This is a genomic window from Frigidibacter sp. MR17.14, from assembly GCF_037095735.1.
Classification (GTDB): Bacteria; Pseudomonadota; Alphaproteobacteria; order Rhodobacterales; family Rhodobacteraceae; genus Frigidibacter.
This window is the reverse complement of sequence record NZ_JBAWKD010000013.1, coordinates 66645-82906: the sequence shown is the minus strand read 5'-3', so window position 1 is coordinate 82906 and position 16262 is coordinate 66645. Positions and strand designations below refer to the sequence as shown.

Annotated in this window: 13 protein-coding genes; 3 read left to right on the top strand and 10 right to left on the bottom strand. The window is 67.4% G+C overall.

All coding sequences use genetic code 11. The annotated features are described in order from the left end of the window. Positions 1-486: 486 nt before the first annotated feature. On the bottom strand, positions 487-2835 hold the full coding sequence (locus tag V8J36_RS20145) for an adenosylcobalamin-dependent ribonucleoside-diphosphate reductase (protein ID WP_336469117.1): 2349 nt from the start codon (positions 2833-2835) through the stop codon (positions 487-489). A 304-nt stretch (positions 2836-3139) separates the two neighbouring features. Here V8J36_RS20145 and V8J36_RS20140 point away from each other — a divergent pair, with 304 nt between their 5' ends. Then, positions 3140-4123, top strand: a complete 984-nt coding sequence (locus tag V8J36_RS20140) for a Hint domain-containing protein (protein WP_336469116.1) — start codon at positions 3140-3142, stop codon at positions 4121-4123. A gap of 113 nt (positions 4124-4236) precedes the next feature. Then, positions 4237-4641: a DUF1489 family protein gene (locus tag V8J36_RS20135; RefSeq protein WP_336469121.1), complete on the top strand. Its 405-nt coding sequence runs from the start codon at positions 4237-4239 to the stop codon at positions 4639-4641. Positions 4642-4648: 7 nt separating this feature from the next. Here V8J36_RS20135 and V8J36_RS20130 read toward each other — a convergent pair whose 3' ends face one another. The 9 genes from V8J36_RS20130 to V8J36_RS20090 form a co-directional block, all read right to left on the bottom strand. Then, positions 4649-6007: a sensor histidine kinase gene (locus V8J36_RS20130; RefSeq protein WP_336469115.1), complete on the bottom strand. Its 1359-nt coding sequence runs from the start codon at positions 6005-6007 to the stop codon at positions 4649-4651. 8 nt (positions 6008-6015) lie between these two features. Continuing rightward, positions 6016-6489: a molybdopterin-dependent oxidoreductase gene (locus tag V8J36_RS20125; protein WP_336469114.1), complete on the bottom strand. Its 474-nt coding sequence runs from the start codon at positions 6487-6489 to the stop codon at positions 6016-6018. 160 nt (positions 6490-6649) lie between these two features. Beyond that, positions 6650-7750 carry a GTP cyclohydrolase FolE2 gene (gene folE2 / locus V8J36_RS20120; protein ID WP_336469113.1) on the bottom strand — a complete coding sequence of 367 codons (1101 nt, stop codon included), beginning with the start codon at positions 7748-7750 and terminating at the stop codon, positions 6650-6652. Between the two features lie 132 nt (positions 7751-7882). Next, positions 7883-8710, bottom strand: a complete 828-nt coding sequence (locus tag V8J36_RS20115) for a hypothetical protein (RefSeq protein WP_336469112.1) — start codon at positions 8708-8710, stop codon at positions 7883-7885. A gap of 45 nt (positions 8711-8755) precedes the next feature. Further along, entirely contained in the window at positions 8756-9769 is a 1014-nt protein-coding gene (locus V8J36_RS20110) for a sensor histidine kinase (RefSeq protein ID WP_336469111.1), read from the bottom strand. A 14-nt stretch (positions 9770-9783) separates the two neighbouring features. Next, positions 9784-10221, bottom strand: a complete 438-nt coding sequence (locus tag V8J36_RS20105) for a response regulator (RefSeq protein WP_336469110.1) — start codon at positions 10219-10221, stop codon at positions 9784-9786. Further along, positions 10218-11711, bottom strand: a complete 1494-nt coding sequence (locus V8J36_RS20100; RefSeq protein WP_336469109.1) for a sensor histidine kinase — start codon at positions 11709-11711, stop codon at positions 10218-10220. The genes V8J36_RS20105 and V8J36_RS20100 overlap by 4 nt, the downstream gene beginning before the upstream one ends. A gap of 73 nt (positions 11712-11784) precedes the next feature. Then, positions 11785-12162, bottom strand: coding sequence for a response regulator (locus tag V8J36_RS20095; protein ID WP_336469108.1), 378 nt, complete (start codon positions 12160-12162; stop codon positions 11785-11787). Further along, complete coding sequence (locus V8J36_RS20090; RefSeq protein ID WP_336469107.1) at positions 12137-15652, bottom strand: chemotaxis protein CheB; 3516 nt, start codon at positions 15650-15652, stop codon at positions 12137-12139. The genes V8J36_RS20095 and V8J36_RS20090 overlap by 26 nt, the downstream gene beginning before the upstream one ends. Before the next feature lie 77 nt (positions 15653-15729). On the opposite strand from V8J36_RS20090, the gene V8J36_RS20085 reads away from it, so the two are divergent. After that, complete coding sequence (locus V8J36_RS20085; protein ID WP_336469106.1) at positions 15730-16257, top strand: PAS domain-containing protein; 528 nt, start codon at positions 15730-15732, stop codon at positions 16255-16257. Positions 16258-16262: the final 5 nt, after the last annotated feature.

Below are 16262 nucleotides of genomic sequence, written 5' to 3'. Positions count from 1 at the left end.
GACAATCTCTTCCGGCTTGTGCTTCTTCTGTCCCATATTCCGTCCTCCATCTGGCTTGAAAGCCTACTTCAGGGAGGACCACTTTTCAGGGGGCAGACCAGTCGCAAAGCAGCACTCCAAGTGGGCTTCTCAAGCTCGAGTACACTTATCACACCTCATCCCGCCGCTTTGCCGTGCAAAGGTCTCCGCTACCGTGAATGCTGATACAGATGTTCCCCAGCTGGATCTCACCAGCAGCCCCGCACCCTAGGAACACACCTAAACCATTTGCGGAAAGCACTGCGAATGCACGTTCTTCAGACCTCATGCTGATCTCGAGCCACACCGCAGAGTATCGCGACATCAATTAGCCATCGTCCAAAGCCACGCAAAGCGGCCTTGAGTACTCCCCAAGGCCGCTTCTCGATCCTCTCAGCCAAAATGACCTTGTGAGACGGTTAGGTCATGTCGTGTGGCACGCCACACCTTGCGGGCCGGCTCAGCCGGTCAGCCGCATTTCGAGAAGCCGCAGTCGGCGCAGGTCATGCAGCCTTCGACCATGCGCATCGCGTATTGGCCGCAGGACGGGCAGGACTTGCCCTTCGGCGCGCCCGAGACCGCCTCGCCCGCGCCCGACAGTTGCAGCGCATCGGTCGGCGCCCCGGCCGACGACCCGGCAGAGCCGCCGCCGATGCCATAGGCCGCCATCTCGACCGCCTTCGGATCCTCTTTCAGCCCCTGGCCCTCGCCGCCCAGGAAGCCGGTCGCCACCATATGACGCTCGATCACGCCGCCGATCGCCGCCAGCATCGAGGGCACGTAGCGCCCCTGCATCCAGGCGCCACCGCGCGGATCGAAGACCGCCTTCAGCTCTTCCACCACGAAGCTGACATCACCGCCGCGGCGGAACACGGCCGAGATCATCCGCGTCAGCGCGACAGTCCAGGCATAGTGCTCCATGTTCTTCGAGTTGATGAACACCTCGAACGGCCGGCGGTGGCCGCCATGCACGATGTCGTTGATGGTGATGTAGATCGCATGCTCGCTGTCGGGCCACTTGACCTTGTAGGTCGAGCCTTCCAGCGCCGCGGGACGGTCGAGCGGCTCGGTCAGGTAGACGACCTCGGCCCCCTTGTCGACTTCGGGCGCCTTCTCCTCGGTCGAGGACACCGACAGGACCGAGCCGGTCACGTCGTTCGGACGGTAGGTGGTGCAGCCCTTGCAGCCCTGGTCCCAGGCGGCCATGTAGACCTCCTTGAAGCTTTCGAAGCTGATGTCCTCGGGGCAGTTGATCGTCTTCGAGATCGACGAGTCGATCCATTTCTGCGCGGCCGACTGCATCCGCACGTGGTCGAGCGGCGGCAGGGTCTGGGCGTTGACGAAATAGTCGGGCAGGGGGGCGTCGCCCTTCAGGTCGCGCCACATCTGCACGGCGTAGTCGACGACCTCTTCCTCGGTCCGCGAGCCGTCCTTCTGCAGGACCTTGCGGGTGTAGGCATAGGCGAAGACCGGCTCGATCCCCGACGAGACGTTGCCCGCGTAAAGCGAGATGGTCCCCGTGGGCGCAATCGAGGTCAGCAGCGCGTTGCGGATGCCGTGGGTGCGGATCGCCTCGCGCACGTCATCGTCCATCTGCATCATGTTGCCCGAGGCGAGGTATTTCTCGGCATCGAACAGCGGGAAGGCACCCTTCTCCTTCGCCAGCTCGACCGAGGCGAGGTACGAGGCGCGGGCGATGCGCTTCATCCAGTCCTCGGTCTTCAGCGCCGCCTCTTCCGAGCCGTAGCGCAGGCCCATCATCAGCAGCGCATCGGCAAGACCGGTGACGCCAAGCCCGATGCGGCGCTTGTTCGCGGCTTCCTCGGCCTGCTGCGGCAGCGGGAAGCGCGAGGCGTCGACGACGTTGTCCATCATCCGCACGGCCAGCGCGACCAGCTCGTCCAGCTTGTCGTCCGAGATCTCGGCCTCGGCGGTGAACGGGTTCGTCACCAGACGCGCGAGATTGACCGAGCCGAGCAGGCAGGCGCCATAGGGCGGCAGCGGCTGCTCGCCACAGGGGTTGGTCGCCGCGATCTGCTCGACGTAGTTGAGGTTGTTCATCTTGTTGATGCGGTCGATGAAGATCACGCCCGGCTCGGCGTAATCGTAGGTCGCCTGCATGATGCGGTTCCACAGGTCGCGCGCCTCGACGGTGCGATAGACCTTGCCGTCGAACTTCAGGTCCCAGGACCGGTCGGCCTTGACCGCTTCCATGAACGGGTCGGTGACGAGGACCGAAAGGTTGAACATCCGCAGCCGGGCCGAATCCTGCTTGGCGGCGATGAAGCTTTCGATGTCGGGATGGTCGCAGCGCATCGTCGCCATCATCGCGCCGCGGCGCGAGCCGGCGGACATGATCGTGCGGCACATCGCGTCCCAGACGTCCATGAAGGACAGCGGGCCCGAGGCATCGGCGGCGACGCCCTTCACCTCGGCCCCGCGCGGGCGGATGGTCGAGAAGTCATAGCCGATACCGCCGCCCTGCTGCATGGTCAGCGCGGCTTCCTTCAGCATGTCGAAGATGCCGGACATGCTGTCGGGGACCGTGCCCATGACGAAGCAGTTGAACAGCGTGACGGTGCGCCCGGTGCCGGCGCCGGCGACGATGCGGCCGGCGGGCAGGTATTTGAAATCCTCGAGCGCGCCGTAGAAGCGTTCTTCCCAGCCCGCTGCATCCTTCTCGACCGAGGCGAGGGCGCGGGCGATTCGGCGCCAGGTGTCCTCGACCGTGCCGTCGATCGCGGTGCCGTCAGCCTCCTTCAGGCGATACTTCATGTCCCAGATCTGTTCGGAGATCGCGGCAGGGAAACGGGTCATGCGGTCCTCGTCGGGTGGCAGGCTGATTCAGGGGGAAGACCCCCAATCTAGGGGGCGGCAGAGCATCCAAGACTACCCTTTGTGGCGGCGACCGGCAACCTCCTGCGTGACCGATCTTCGGGGCCAACGCCGTTCCACGCGATGCCGCAGCGCAGAACCAGAGCGAGTAACGAGAATTTAACTCGCCCTATAATTGCCGGATTCCACCGGAGAATGACACCCGGAGCAGGAGATCGCGCCGCCGCGGACCACAATCCGAAGGCGGACGCGCAGGGGACCCGGTCAACGGGCGGAGGGAACGGCAATGGGAACGGCCGGCGTCACGGTATACGCCTACAGCGGCACTCTGGCCTCGCTGAATCTCGGCGGGCTGGCGAACACCAACGTGCTCAACAACATAAGCGGGCCGATCAGCGGCACGATCACCGATGACGACGGCAGCCTCGACAGCGGCGACAGCGGCCAGTCGAGCGGCGTCTTCGGCGCGACCAGCGGCACCATCCAGTATTACGGAGCCGGCACCGTCTCGATGGTCACCGCCCTCGGGGTGAAGATCGATCCGCATCCGGTGACGGTGTTCACGATCGGATCGCAGGTCTACCTGATGCTGCCCACGGGCGCGCCGCTGCTGTCCGGCGTCTCGGTCAGCTTCAGCGTGAACGTGAACACGGCGACGACGTTGACGAACTTCGTGCCCTGCTTCGCGGCCGGGACGATGATCCTGACGCCCCGGGGCGAGCGGCGGGTCGAGGATCTGGTGCCCGGCGATCTGGTGACCGACATCGAAGGCCGCGCCCGCGAGGTGACCTGGACCGGGCGGCGCAGGGTGGTCTTCGACGCCTTCGCGGCGCCGCTGGCGCAGGAGCTGCATCCGGTGGTGATCCCCGCCCATGCCTTCGGGCGCGACATGCCGGCGCGCGAACTGCGCCTGTCGCCGCAGCACCGGGTGCTGGTCGACTGGCCCGAGGTCGAGCTGCTCTATGGGCAGGAGCGGATGCTGGCTCCGGTGGGCGCGCTGGCCGGGGACCGGATCTGGGTCGACCGCGGCTGCGACGAGGTCACCTATTGCCACTTCATGTGCGACGGGCACGCGGTGGTGATCGCCAACGGCCTGCCGGCCGAAAGCCTGCTGCCGGGGCCACGGCTGCGCTCGGGCATGGCGCCCGCCGCCTGGGCCGAGATCTGCGCGGTCTTTCCCGAACTGCAGACCGAAGACATGCCCTCGGTCCTGCCGCTGCTGAGCCGGCGCGAGGCGCAGCTTCTGGCGATGGAATGCCGGCTCTGCTGATCCTGCCGCCTTGCGCCCCGCCGCCGACGGGCTAGATTGCGCGGCCTTGGGCAAGCGCTCGGGCCACGGGGCCGGGGCGCGCAGGGGTGGGCTGACCGTTGGCACATGTGAACATGCTGAAACTCTGCGTCGGCGCCGAGGCGGTCGAGGACCTGATCGCCTGGCAGGCCAGCCGCTATGGCGACGGGCCGGCGATGCATGTCACCCGGATGTGGCCGAAGCGCGCCGACGAGATCCTGGCCGGCGGCTCGCTCTACTGGGTGTTCAAGGGGCTGGTGCTGGCGCGCCAGCGCGTGCTGGGCCTGGAAGAGCGCGAGGGGCAGGACGGGATCACCCGCTGCGCCATCATCCTCGACCGCGAGGTGGTGCGCACCGAGCCGATGCCGCGCCGCCCGTTCCAGGGCTGGCGCTACCTGGCCGCAGGCGATGCCCCCGCCGATCTCGTGCCGGGGCGCGAACGCGAAGAGCCTCTGCCGCGCGACCTGCTCGAGGCGCTGGCCCAGATGGGCCTGCGCTAGCGCCCGGTCAGGCGGCGTTGCTGGCGGCTTCCAGCACCGGCAGGCGCACGAAGAAGGTGGTGCCTTCGCCCAGCTGGCTGGTCAGCGAGATCTTCCCGCCGTGATCCTCGACGATGCGCTTGGTGATGCTCAGGCCCAGCCCGGTGCCGCCCTGCGAGCGGGTGTCGGACCCGTCTTCCTGGGTGAACTTCTCGAAGACCTGCGGCACGAAGGCTTCGGAGATGCCGACGCCGCTGTCCTGGACCGCAAGCTCGACCGCGCCGTCGACCCGGCGCGCGGTGATGCGCACCGTGCCTTCGGGATGCGAGAACTTGATGGCGTTCGAGATCAGGTTCGACATCACCTGCATCATCCGCCCGTCGTCGCCGCGGATCATCAGGTCCTTGGTCTCGACATCGGCCTCGAGCCGGATCTTGCGTTCGGGCTTGTAGCTGCGGCAGGCCTCGATCGAGCGCCCGACCAGCTGGCCCGCGTCCATCGCCGCGAAGCGGTAGGACAGCACGCCGGTCTCGGACTTCTCGAGATCGAGGATGTCGTTGATCAGCATCACCAGCCGCTCGGTGTTGTCATAGGCGGTGTTGACCAGCTTCAGCGCCCGTGGTGCGACCTCGCCCAGAACCCCGCTCTTGAGGATGCCGAGCGAGCCCTTGATCGAGGTCAGCGGCGTGCGCAGCTCGTGGCTGACGGTCGACAGGAACTGCGACTTGGCCTTGTAGGCGGCGCGCGAGGCTTCCAGCAGCGCCGCGTTCTGCGCCGAGAATTGCTGGTGGCGGCGGCTGTCGATGAAGAACATCGCCACCACGATCAGCGAGGCGACCCCGACCGCGAAGCTGAGGAACACCATGATCCGCGAGATCAGCAGCAGCTGGTCGCGGCTGAGCGCGTCGAGGTCCGACTGCTCGTTCTTCGCGGCCAGCAGGTAATCGTGGATGCGCCCGCCGTATGGGGCGAGGCCGGTCAGGATCTGCCGCGCGCTGTCGACGTCGCCGTCCTTCAGCGCGCCGACGCGGTCCTCCTCCTGGTGCAGCGCCGAGGCCAGCTCGTCCAGCGTCGCCTGCGCGCCGGCGGTCGAGACCGTGTTCCGCCCGTCGGTGCCGTTCGCCGCGATCGAGTTGCGGCTCCACAGGATGTCGAAGCGCAGGCGGATGTCGTCCGCCGTGACCTGGTCCGCACCGGCGACGAAACCGGCGAGGCTGCGTTCCAGCCGCAGAAACTCGAGCTCGAGCTGCATCGCGGCCCAAAGGGCGCCGCCGCGGCGGCTGTCCGAGAGCTGGTCGAGACTGGACTGGATGCGGTAGAGGCCGATCCCGTTAAGGATCAGCGCCAGCAGGACGATGGCGACGCCCAGCCAGCGGACCGCGGTCACGCGGAGGATCATTTCGCCGGAACAAGCTCCACCTTGGACAGCTGCCAGATCAGCCGGTCGTTGTAGCCCGGGGCGCGCAGTTCTTCATGCTCGCTCATCGGGTAGATCACCCAGATCGGGCCCTTGTCGCGCACCGACATCTTGGCGCCGTCGATCTTCGTCGCGAGGATCACGGAGTAGCTGATCGCATCCGCGGCCGGGATCGTCACCGCATAGTCGTTCAGCGCGGTCAGGCGGATCTGGTCGGCCGGGGCGAGCTTGGCGTCGCCGAACACGTCGCGCAGCAGGGGGCCCGAGAAGCTGTGGATGCCCTCGACATAATCGTTGGTCGTCTTGACCTCTGTCTGGGGCAGCGCCTCGATCGCCTTCCAGTCCAGCTCGACCGTCTCAGCGCCGGGGCTGATCACCGACAGGACCGGGTCCGCAAGGACCGGCGCCGCGGTGGCCGCCAGCAGCAAGAGGGATGACAGCAGCGCTTTCATGGCCGCCCGCTCCTTTGTGCGTCTAGGTTGATGCGACACCACGGTCGCGTGCCCCGACACTACACGCAACCGTCACACCGGCACAGAGGCATCGCCGTGAACGCGCCCCGTCGGGCGCGCCGGGCCGCAACCTGCGGCCTTCACGACACAATACGAAACGTCAGCCCGTATGCAACAGGCTGGCGAACAGCCGCGGGTCGATGCTTTCGGCCGCGAAGGTCGGGCCCTCGGTCAGGATGCTGACCGCGTCGTGGCTGTGCAGGCTTTCCTGGTGGCTGGCGATCACCCGGAAGTCGGCGATGCGCGGATCGGCCAGCAGCTGGCCCGCGAACAGGCGCACCGCGTCCTCGACGAAGATCGGGTTCGCCGCGTTCAGTTCTGCGAAGGCCTGTTCGTCCTCGCGCTTGACCATCACCTGCGTCTCGGTCGGGACCGCGGCGCGGGCCAGTTCGATCAGGTCCTCGAACCACAGGATGCCGCCTTCGCCCGACAGCTCGACCGAGATCCGCGCGACGGAGCGCTGGGAATGCGGCGTCGCCAGCTGGTTGCGCATCTGGCGGGCATGTTCCGACAGCTCGAGCGAGCAGGGGCAGGTCGAGGAGTAGACGTAATCGAGATGCATGATCTTCTTCTGCACCCCGCCGATCTCGATGATCTCGAGCGCGAAGTTGTAATACTGGAAGCCCGACAGACCCGAGCGCAGCGAGCCGACCCGCATCGGGAACGAGAAGCGCATCTGGATGCGTGCGTCGAAGCTGTCGAGGTCGGTCTTGTAGTCGTCGAGCGCGGCCTGGATCGTCTCGAAGCTGAAGGTCCGCTCGGCATGCGAATAGAAGGACCGCATGATGCGGCTCATGTTGATGCCCTTCTTGTCCGCATCCAGGCTGACGGTGCCGGTCACCGCGGTCTCCAGCGTCAGGTCGCCGGCGTCGCGGGTGTGGAAGCGGATCGGCAGGCGGAAGTTCGAGATGCCGACGTGCTGGATCTGGCGGGCTGCGCCGCGGATCAGGCTGGCGGGTCCGTTCTGCAGGTCGGGCAGGGTGCCGCGATAGGTTTCGTCGGCGCGGAAGCCCTCGGGGTAGTCGCGGCTGAAATCCGGGTAATTGGCGCGCGGCGCAGTCAGGACCGCCGGCAGCTCGGCCGAGATCTTCGACAGGTCCTCAAAACTCGCCTGATGCGAATAGCTGCGCAAGACCGCGAGCGCCGCATCGAGCTCGTGCGAGGTCGGGCGCCGGGACAGGGTCGGGGCAGGAGAATTCATGGGTCTTCCTCGATAGGGCCCGCGTTGCTGCGGTGATGTTATTGCTGGATCTCTTTGGCAGGCAGGGCATGGACCTTACCACTTCGACCCGGGCTCAGGCTACAACCGTTACGCGTCACCGGTGTGACTGGTTCAATCTTTCTTCACCCGTGGCGCCACGCCGGCGGCGCCGATCCCGGCATCGTCCCCGGCCAAGGCCTCGGCCAGGTGAAAGCGCGTCTCGGCCGGCGCATCCGCGGTCTGCGGAAACGCCGCCCATTCTTCGGCCAGGGCCAGACGCTCCTCGGGCAGAAGCGTGGCCAGGTCGGCGATCCGCTCGGACGAGCCGCGCAGGTGCTGCACGAGCCGGTGCGAATGCAGGATGGTCGGGCGCGCGTCGAGCGGCTCCCACGCGTCGAGCAGGGTGACCCGGCGCAGGTTGAACTCGGGCGGCAGCACGTAGAAGCGGATGTCAGAGGCCCAGAGCTGGTCCCGGAAGGTGATCTGGTCCCGATTGCGGCCCGCGGCAAGGTAGCGCTGCTGCCACGAGATCAGAAAATCCGCGACCGCCGGCGAGCGGCGGTAGAGAAGCACCCCGCAGTTCATCTGCGGGAAGGCGTAGGGCGGGCTTTCCAGATGCGCCTCGCGGATCAGCGCCGAGGTGCGGCGCATGTCATGGGCGACGGCCAGGTCGAAACGGTCGAGCACCTGGAACAGGTCGCCCAGCGGCGCCAGCGCCAGCGTGTCGCAGTCCAGATAGAGCGTGCGCTCGAACCGGCTGTGGGGCAGGGACGCGAGCTTGGCGGTGGGGCCGCCCGGCGGAATCGCCGAGACCCGGTCGAAAAGCCCCGCCTCGGGCGTGCCGTCGGTGAAGATGTCGATCGCGACGTCGGGGGTCAGGGCCCGGAAGCTGCGGGCCGAACGCTCGGCCAGATCGAGGTAGTCGGGCCCTGCGGCCACATAGAGAATGCCGTCGCGCATGACGGGAACCTTTCGTCGGGCAATCGCGTGTCGCGGGTTGCCCTATCAGATCGGGAAGCGCAGGGCTACGCTCGTCCCCTTTCCGTCCGACGAGATTTCGACTTTACCTTCAAGGCGTTCCGCCATTGCAACAACCAGCTTGCGGCCAAGGCCCGTGCCCTGCACCTCGCCGGGTTTCGAGCCGACGCCATCGTCGCTGACCGACAGCAGCGCCTCGCCGGCCGCGCATTCGCGAATTCCGATGGTCAGCTGCCCCTCGCGCCCGTCCGGCCAAGCGTATTTGGCCGCGTTCGTCGCAAGTTCCGAAACGAGGATGCCAAGGTTCACCGCGCGGTCGGCGCTGATCCGCACCGGCTCGGCCTCGATCCGCATCCGGACGTTGCCGGGCAGGGTGCGGGCGAAGTCACGCAGCAGCGAATCGAGATAGGCATCCAGCAGGATCGTCTGCACGTCCTCGCCGAGATAGAGCCCGCGGTGCACGCCGGCGACGGCGGCGATCCGCGTCTGTGCCTCAGCCAGCGCGGTGCGCACCTCGTCCGAGCCGCTGGCAGAGGCCTGCAGGCGCAGAAGCGAGGTGACCATCGACAGCGAGTTGGCGACGCGGTGATGCACCTCGGCCAGCAGCATCTCGGCCCGTTCGCGCGCGGCGCGGGTTTCGGCGTCGGCGCGGGCGCGGGCCTCGCGCAGCTCGGCCTTCTCGATGGCAAGGGTGATGGCGCGCTGCAGCAGCGCGACGAAGTCGTCGGCCGCGGATTTGATGACATAGTCATCCGCCCCGGCCTTCAGCGCGTCGATCGCGACCGTGGCCTCGCTCGAGCCGGTGACATAGATCGCCGGGATCTCGGACCCCGCCTCGCGCAGACGGCGCAGGATGTCGAGCCCGGTGCCGCGCACGAGGTAGTGGTCCAGCACCACGACGCCCACGCCGCCGGTGGCCAGCGCCGCCTCGGCCGCCTCGGCATCCGAGACGTGGTAAAGTTCGAAACCCTCGCGCGACAGCCGCTTCTCGACCAGCCGGGCGAGGATCGGATCATCGTCGACGTAAAGGACGCGGGCCATCGCCGACACTTGCGTCAGGGGACCTGCATGACCGAGAAGAACAGGCCGAGCTGGCGGATCGCATTCGCGAAGCTCTCGTATTCAACCGGCTTGGTGATGTAGACGTTGGCCCCCAGGTCGTAGCAGCGCTTGATCTCGACCTCGTCGTCGGTCGTCGTCAGGATCACCACCGGCAGGTGCTTGGTGTGCTCGTTCGTCTTGACCTTCTCGAGGATGTCGATCCCGGTCATGTCCGGCAGGTTCAGGTCCAGCAGAATCAGAAGGTAGCGCCCGCTCGTGGCCTCGCCGCTGCGGTCGGGGCCAAGGATGTAGTCCAGTGCCGCCGTGCCGTTGGCGAAGGGCACGATCTCGTTGTTGACGCCCGCGCGGCGGATGTTCTTCTCGATCAGGCGGGCATGACCTTCGTCATCCTCGACCATGATGATGGTGACTTCGCGACCCAGCGCCTTCATGCCTTGACCTTCTCCATGACTTTCCGGAGGTCGGCGGGAACGTGAAGGACGAAGGTCGATCCCCGTCCCGGTTCCGACGTCACCGTGATCTCGCCGCCGAGGTTTCGCATGAGGCTGCGAACATGCGCAAGGCCAATTCCCTCGCCGGGCTTGTCCTGCTGCCCCGAGCGGCGGAACAGCTCGAACACCCGTTCATGGTCGCCCTTCTCGATGCCGCGGCCATTGTCCTGCACCTCGATCCGCACCATCAGCCGGCCCTCGGGGCGGGCGCGGATCGCCAGTTTCAGCGGCCGGCCCGGCGCGGAGTATTTCACCGCGTTGTCCACGAGATTGCCCAGCGCCTGCTCGATCGACAGCCGGTCGGTCACCGGGTCGAGCGCGGTCACGTCGATCGTCACCTCGCCGCCGGTCTCCATCACCTGGTGGGCGACGCTGTCGGCGGCGGTCTCGATCAGCGGCCGCAGCGGCACCGTCTCGGGGCGCAGCTCGCGCCGGCCGTCGCGCGAGATCTTGAGGATCGCGTTGATCAGCCCGTCCATCTTCCGGGTCGAGGCGCGGATGAAGCCGATCGCCTCGGGCAGGTCCTCGGCGGCCGCCAGCCGTGCATCCTGGATGTCGTTGGGCGAAATCCGCTCGCCATCGGCGAGGACGTAGGCCTGCAGCGACTTCAGCGAGGCTTCGAGTTCGCTGGTGAACCCCATGATGTTGACCAGCGGCGCGCGCAGGTCGTGGGTCACGATATAGGCGAAGCGCTGCACCTCCTGGTTGGCGCGCATCAGGTCCTCTGTCCGCTGCGCCACCCGCTCTTCCAGCCCGGCGTTCAGGCGCTGCAGCTCGATCTCGGCGCCGCGCAGGGCGCGCAGCTGGCGCATCATCACGTTGAAGGCCATTCCGACCACGAACAGCAGCGCGACGGCACCGATGATCGAGAAGATCTTCATCCAGCTCGACAGCGTCTTCTGCGTCGCGACGGCGGTGTCGATGCGCTGGTCGGCGCGGCCGATCACGTCGCCAAGCTGCCCGCGCAACTGGTCCATGATCTCCTTGCCGTCGCCGGTCATGACGCGGGCGCGCGCGCCCGCCAGATCGCCGGCCTGTGCCAGCTCCAGCGTCGCATTGATGATCCCCAGACGCCGGTCGATCAGGCTGTCGATCGTATCGGCCCGGTCCGCGATCGGGCTGTGGGTGTCGAGCAGGCTGTTCAGCTGCCCGCGCAGGCCCGGCATCCGCGACATGCCCGAATTGTAGGGCTGCAGGAAGGTCGCGTCGTCAGTCAGCAGGAAGCCGCGTTGCCCGGTCTCGATGTCCTGCAGCGAGGACAGCAGGTCGCCGGCCACCTGGCGGATCTCGCGGTCGCGCAGGATGCGGTCGAACGTGTCCTCGGCCCGGAAGCTGATCCAGGTCGAGGCAGTTGCCAAGAATATCAGGATGATGGCGCCCGCCGAAAGCAGGACCGCCGTGCCGCGCGTCTGGCGCCGCAGCTTTTTCATGTCTGCCGTCTTTCCCCTGAAACCGGTCCCCCGACCGCCGCCGCCGCAGCGTGCAGGCCCATGCCGCCCGCGCTCAGTGCGCGGCCCCGGTCACGCGGCGCTCGTCCTCGGCCCCCAGCGCGGTGCGCAGCGCGTCCTCGAGCATCGCCGCCGACAGCGGTTTCTCGATCACCATCGCATTGAGGTCGCCGGGCAGTGAACTGGCCGAATAGCCCGTCGCATAGACGACCGTCACGCCGCTGCCCACGAGGCTGCGGCCCAGCTCGAACGAGGTCCGGCCATGCCCGAGGTTGATGTCGAGAAGCGCAACGTCGGGCAGATCGCCCTGAAGCGCCTTCTCGACCCCGTCGAGCGAATAGGCGACACGCACATCCTCGAAGCCGATGTCGCGCAGGATCTCTGTCGTCTCCAGCGCGATGATCGCCTCATCTTCCAGGTACAGGATCCGCATGTCCGAGAGGATCCGCTTCGCTGTCATAGTCCACTTCCGTTGCCACGTCCCATGCGACCTCGATAACCGCGGTCAACCCATCCGGTTCCCAGCCCATGCGCAAATTTCCGCCGAGTGATCCGGTGATCATCGACTCGACAAGCTGCGAGCCGAAGCCGCGACGCTCGGGTTCCCGCACTTCGGGCCCGCCGCGCTCGGTCCAGCGCAGCACAAAGACTTCGCCGTCGCCGTCGTCGATCTTGCTCCACCGGACCGAGACATTCCCCTCGGGACGCGAGAGCGCGCCGTATTTCGCGGCATTCGTCGACAGCTCGTGCAGCACCATCCCGATCGCCAGCGTGGCGCGGGCGTTCAGCCGGATCGCGGGGCCGCGCAGCTCGACCCGGTCGCGCCCGTAGACGCGGATCAGTTCGAGATCGATCAGGTCCTGCAGCGCGGTCGAGCTCCAGTTCTCGGCCGTCAGCAGGCGGTGGGTATTGGCCAGCGCAAGGATCCGCGCGGTCAGCGTGTCGAAGATCTGCTTCGGATCGCCCTTTTCGCGGCCCGCGCGCTTCACCAGCGCGATGACGTTCGACAGCATGTTCTTCACGCGGTGCTGAAGTTCGCGCATGATCCGCCGCAGGTCGGCCTCCAGCTCCAGCAGCTGGGTGACATCGGTGATGTTGAAGCCCACCACCTCGTGGCCCGACTGGCGCACCGGATAGACATCGACCTGCCAGCTGCGGCGGCTGCCGTCCTCGGCCAGCGGGCCGTGGATGACGGTGCCCAGCTTCGCCTCGCCCCGGTCCAGCACCTGGCGCAGGATCGGCACCAGCTCGGCCAGCGTCGGGGCGATCTCGCCGAAGGGCTGGCCCAGGTGGCTGTCGGCCTTCAGCCCGGTGATCGCGCCCAGCTGCGGGTTGGCGCGCAGGAAGCGCAGGTTCTCGTCCACCAGACCCATCGCGGCGGGCGAGGTGCGATAGAGTCCCTCGACCTCGGCGCCGCTCTCGCGCGCCTCGTCCAGCGCTGTCGCCGCCTCGCGGGCATAGCGCGAAACCTTGCTGACGTCGAAGATCGAGAACACGACGCCGCCCTGGCCGCGCCCTTCCGAGCGGTAGGGGGCCACGCGCACCGACAGGTCGGCGCCGTCGGTCGAGGTCAGCTCGAACTCGGCCGGCGTGCCGCGGGTCATCACGCCTTGGCAGACCTCGGTCACGCGGCCGATGTCCAGCTTGGCGCCGATGTCGCGGATGTCGCGGCCGCGATCCTGCTCGGCGAAGCGGAAATAGGTCGTGGCCTCGGGCGTGAAGTTGCGCAGCCGCATGTCGCGATCAAGGAAGACCGTCGCGATCTGCGTGCTTTCCATGAAGTTCGCCAGATCGGCGTTCAGCTCGGCCAGCTCCTTCAGCTTGCTCTGCAGCTCGTCGTTGGTGGTCGACAGTTCCTCGTTCGCCGACTGAAGCTCTTCGTTCATCGACATCATCTCTTCGTTGGAGCTTTTCAGCTCCTCGTTCGATGTCTCGAGCTCTTCGACCGTGGTGCGGATCGTGTGGCGGGCATTCTCCAGCTCGTCCTCGAGCTGGCTCACATAGGTCTCGTCGACCGAGATCCGCGCCTCGCCATCGGACCCGTCCGCGGCGGGGCGGGGGGCGCGCGCATCGGCCAGCGTCACGAAGGTGATGACCCGCTCGCCGGTGGGCAGCACCTCTGCGCCGATCTCGAGCCGTTCGCCGGTGCCGCCATGCGCGGGCAACTCGACCTCGATCTTGCGGTAGGGCGCGCCCGACAGCGACAGCCCGGTCAGCAGCCGCTTCAGCGCCGGTTCCAGCTCGGGCAGGATCAGCGCGCGGGCGCCAAGGCTGGGCTTGCCGGTCTGCACACGCATGAACCGCTCGGCACCGGGGCCGACCAGCTCGATGTCGTCCTCGCGCAGCACCATGTAGGGCGGCGCGTGGCGCGTCAGCAGCGCCTGCGCGACGGGCAGGGGCATCGGCAGGCTCGTCTCGGCATCGTCCTTGCGGCGCCGGCTGTCGCGCGCCGGGCGGAAGCTGCGCGGCAGGTCGAGCGGCCGGGCCGGGGCGGCGGTGCGGCGGTAGATGCGGTGCTCGGACGAGATCGGGCTGAAGCCCTCGCCGTCGATCGGCGCGGCCTCGCTGGACCCCAGCATCAGGAACCCGCCCGGCACCAGCGCATACTGGAACACCCGCATCGACAGGTCCTGCAGGTCGCTGTCGAAATAGATCAGCAGGTTGCGGCAGGTGACGAGGTCGAGCTTGGAGAATGGCGGGTCCTTGATCAGGCTCTGGACCGAAAAGCGCACCATGTCGCGGATCTCGGCCTTCAGGTCATAGCCCTGCCGGGTCGCGGTGAAATAGCGGTCGAGCCAGGGCTGCGGCACCTCGCCGGCGATGGCATTGGCGAAATGGCCGCGGCGGGCCTGAGCGATGGCCTCGTCGTCGATGTCGGTCCCGAAGATCGAGATCTGCGGCTTCGCGTCCGACCGCGCCATCTCCTCGGCGAAGAGGATGGCCAGCGTATAGGCCTCCTGTCCCGAAGAGCAGCCGGGGACCCAGATCCGGATCTCGTCGTCGGGGCCCTTGCCCTCGAGCAGCGGGCGGATCGCCACGTCGCGCAGCGTCTCGAAACTGTCGAGATCGCGGAAGAAGCTGGTGACGTTGATCAACAGGTCGCGGAACAGCCGCGACGCCTCGTCGCGGTTCTGCACCAGCTCGCGCAGGTAGTCCGCCGGGGCGTTCAGCCCCAGCACCGACATGCGCAGCGTGATCCGGCGCAGCAGGGTGCCGTTCTTGTAGCCCGAGAAATCATGGCCCGTGCGATAACGCACGTTGCGCACCACCTTGCCGATGAACTCGGCATCGCTTTCCAGCGCGGGAACAAGGCCGGTCTGGCGGTTGTGGAAATCGCGCAGGACCGACATCATCTCGCCCACGGGCAGCACCATGTCGGCGGCCCCGGTCGCGACCGCGGCGCGCGGCATCCCGTCATACTTGGCGTCCTGCGGCAGCTGCGCGAAGACCAGCCCGCCCGCTTCCTTGACCGCGCGCACGCCCTGGCTGCCATCGCTGCCGGTGCCCGACAGAACGATCGCGGCCGCGTTCATGCCCTGATCCGCCGCGAGGCTTTCGAAGAACAAGTCGATCGGCCGGCGCTGGCCGCGCGGCGCGTCGAAGGGCACCAGCCGCAGCACGCCGTCCGCGATCTCCAGCGCGACGCCGGGCGGGATCAGGTAGATGTTCGCCGCCTTGACCACCATGCCGTCGGTGATCGCCTGCACCGGCAGCTGGGTGCGCTTCGACAGAAGCTCGGGCAGCAGGCTGTCATGCTCGGGGTCCAGATGCTGGACGAGGATCAGCGCGAAATCGTCGTTCGGGCGCAGCGTCGCGAGCAGGGTCTGGAAGGCTTCGAGTCCTCCGGCCGATGCGCCCACGCCCACGATGACCGGCGGCGCGAGATCTGCCGCGGCGGGCACAGGCTTGTCGGTGGAGGACATTTCGACCTTTCTCGTCCGCGACGTGGGCGCTAACCTAACCACCGGTCCGGCACCGTCAACCTAAGGAATGCACATCAATGCCTATCGAGAACGCCGGGTTCCTGAAGGCGCGCGGAATCATCGAGCGTTCGGCCGTGGCGCTGACGCTGGCCGATCTCGACGCGCCGGATGCGCCGCTGATCCTGGCCAATGCACGGTTCGAACGGCTCACCGGCTATCCGCTGGCCGAGGTGCAGGGCAAGAACTGCCGGTTCCTGCAGCGCGCCGACGTGCCGGCCAATGCCGCGGCGCGGGCCGAGATCCGGCGCGCGATCGAGGCGCGCGAAGAGCTGCAGGTGGTGCTGAAGAACCACCGCCACGACGGCAGCTCCTTCGACAACCTTCTGTTCCTGAACCCGGTGCGGCTCGACGGGCGCGATTACATGCTGGGCTCGCAGTTCGAGTTGGCCGAGCTGTCGCGCGCCATGGCCCGTGCGCCGGCCCATGCGGTGGCGCTGTCCGACGATCTCGCGCGGATCGCGGAAAAGGCCGACCGCATCCAGATGTCGCACCGCCGCCATCTGGCCGATACCGCGGCCTTCCTCGTCAGCCGCTGGGCCGGCTGAGGCGC

Bases quoted from the DNA above. Each gene is read 5' to 3' on its own strand.
- V8J36_RS20145 (WP_336469117.1), bottom strand. From the start codon at position 2,835: ATGACCCGTTTCCCTGCCGCGATCTCCGAACAGATCTGGGACATGAAG.
- V8J36_RS20140 (WP_336469116.1), top strand. From the start codon at position 3,140: ATGGGAACGGCCGGCGTCACGGTATACGCCTACAGCGGCACTCTGGCC.
- V8J36_RS20135 (WP_336469121.1), top strand. From the start codon at position 4,237: ATGCTGAAACTCTGCGTCGGCGCCGAGGCGGTCGAGGACCTGATCGCC.
- V8J36_RS20125 (WP_336469114.1), bottom strand. From the start codon at position 6,489: ATGAAAGCGCTGCTGTCATCCCTCTTGCTGCTGGCGGCCACCGCGGCG.
- folE2 (WP_336469113.1), bottom strand. From the start codon at position 7,750: ATGAATTCTCCTGCCCCGACCCTGTCCCGGCGCCCGACCTCGCACGAG.
- V8J36_RS20115 (WP_336469112.1), bottom strand. From the start codon at position 8,710: ATGCGCGACGGCATTCTCTATGTGGCCGCAGGGCCCGACTACCTCGAT.
- V8J36_RS20110 (WP_336469111.1), bottom strand. From the start codon at position 9,769: ATGGCCCGCGTCCTTTACGTCGACGATGATCCGATCCTCGCCCGGCTG.
- V8J36_RS20105 (WP_336469110.1), bottom strand. From the start codon at position 10,221: ATGAAGGCGCTGGGTCGCGAAGTCACCATCATCATGGTCGAGGATGAC.
- V8J36_RS20100 (WP_336469109.1), bottom strand. From the start codon at position 11,711: ATGAAAAAGCTGCGGCGCCAGACGCGCGGCACGGCGGTCCTGCTTTCG.
- V8J36_RS20095 (WP_336469108.1), bottom strand. From the start codon at position 12,162: ATGCGGATCCTGTACCTGGAAGATGAGGCGATCATCGCGCTGGAGACG.
- V8J36_RS20090 (WP_336469107.1), bottom strand. From the start codon at position 15,652: ATGTCCTCCACCGACAAGCCTGTGCCCGCCGCGGCAGATCTCGCGCCG.
- V8J36_RS20085 (WP_336469106.1), top strand. From the start codon at position 15,730: ATGCCTATCGAGAACGCCGGGTTCCTGAAGGCGCGCGGAATCATCGAG.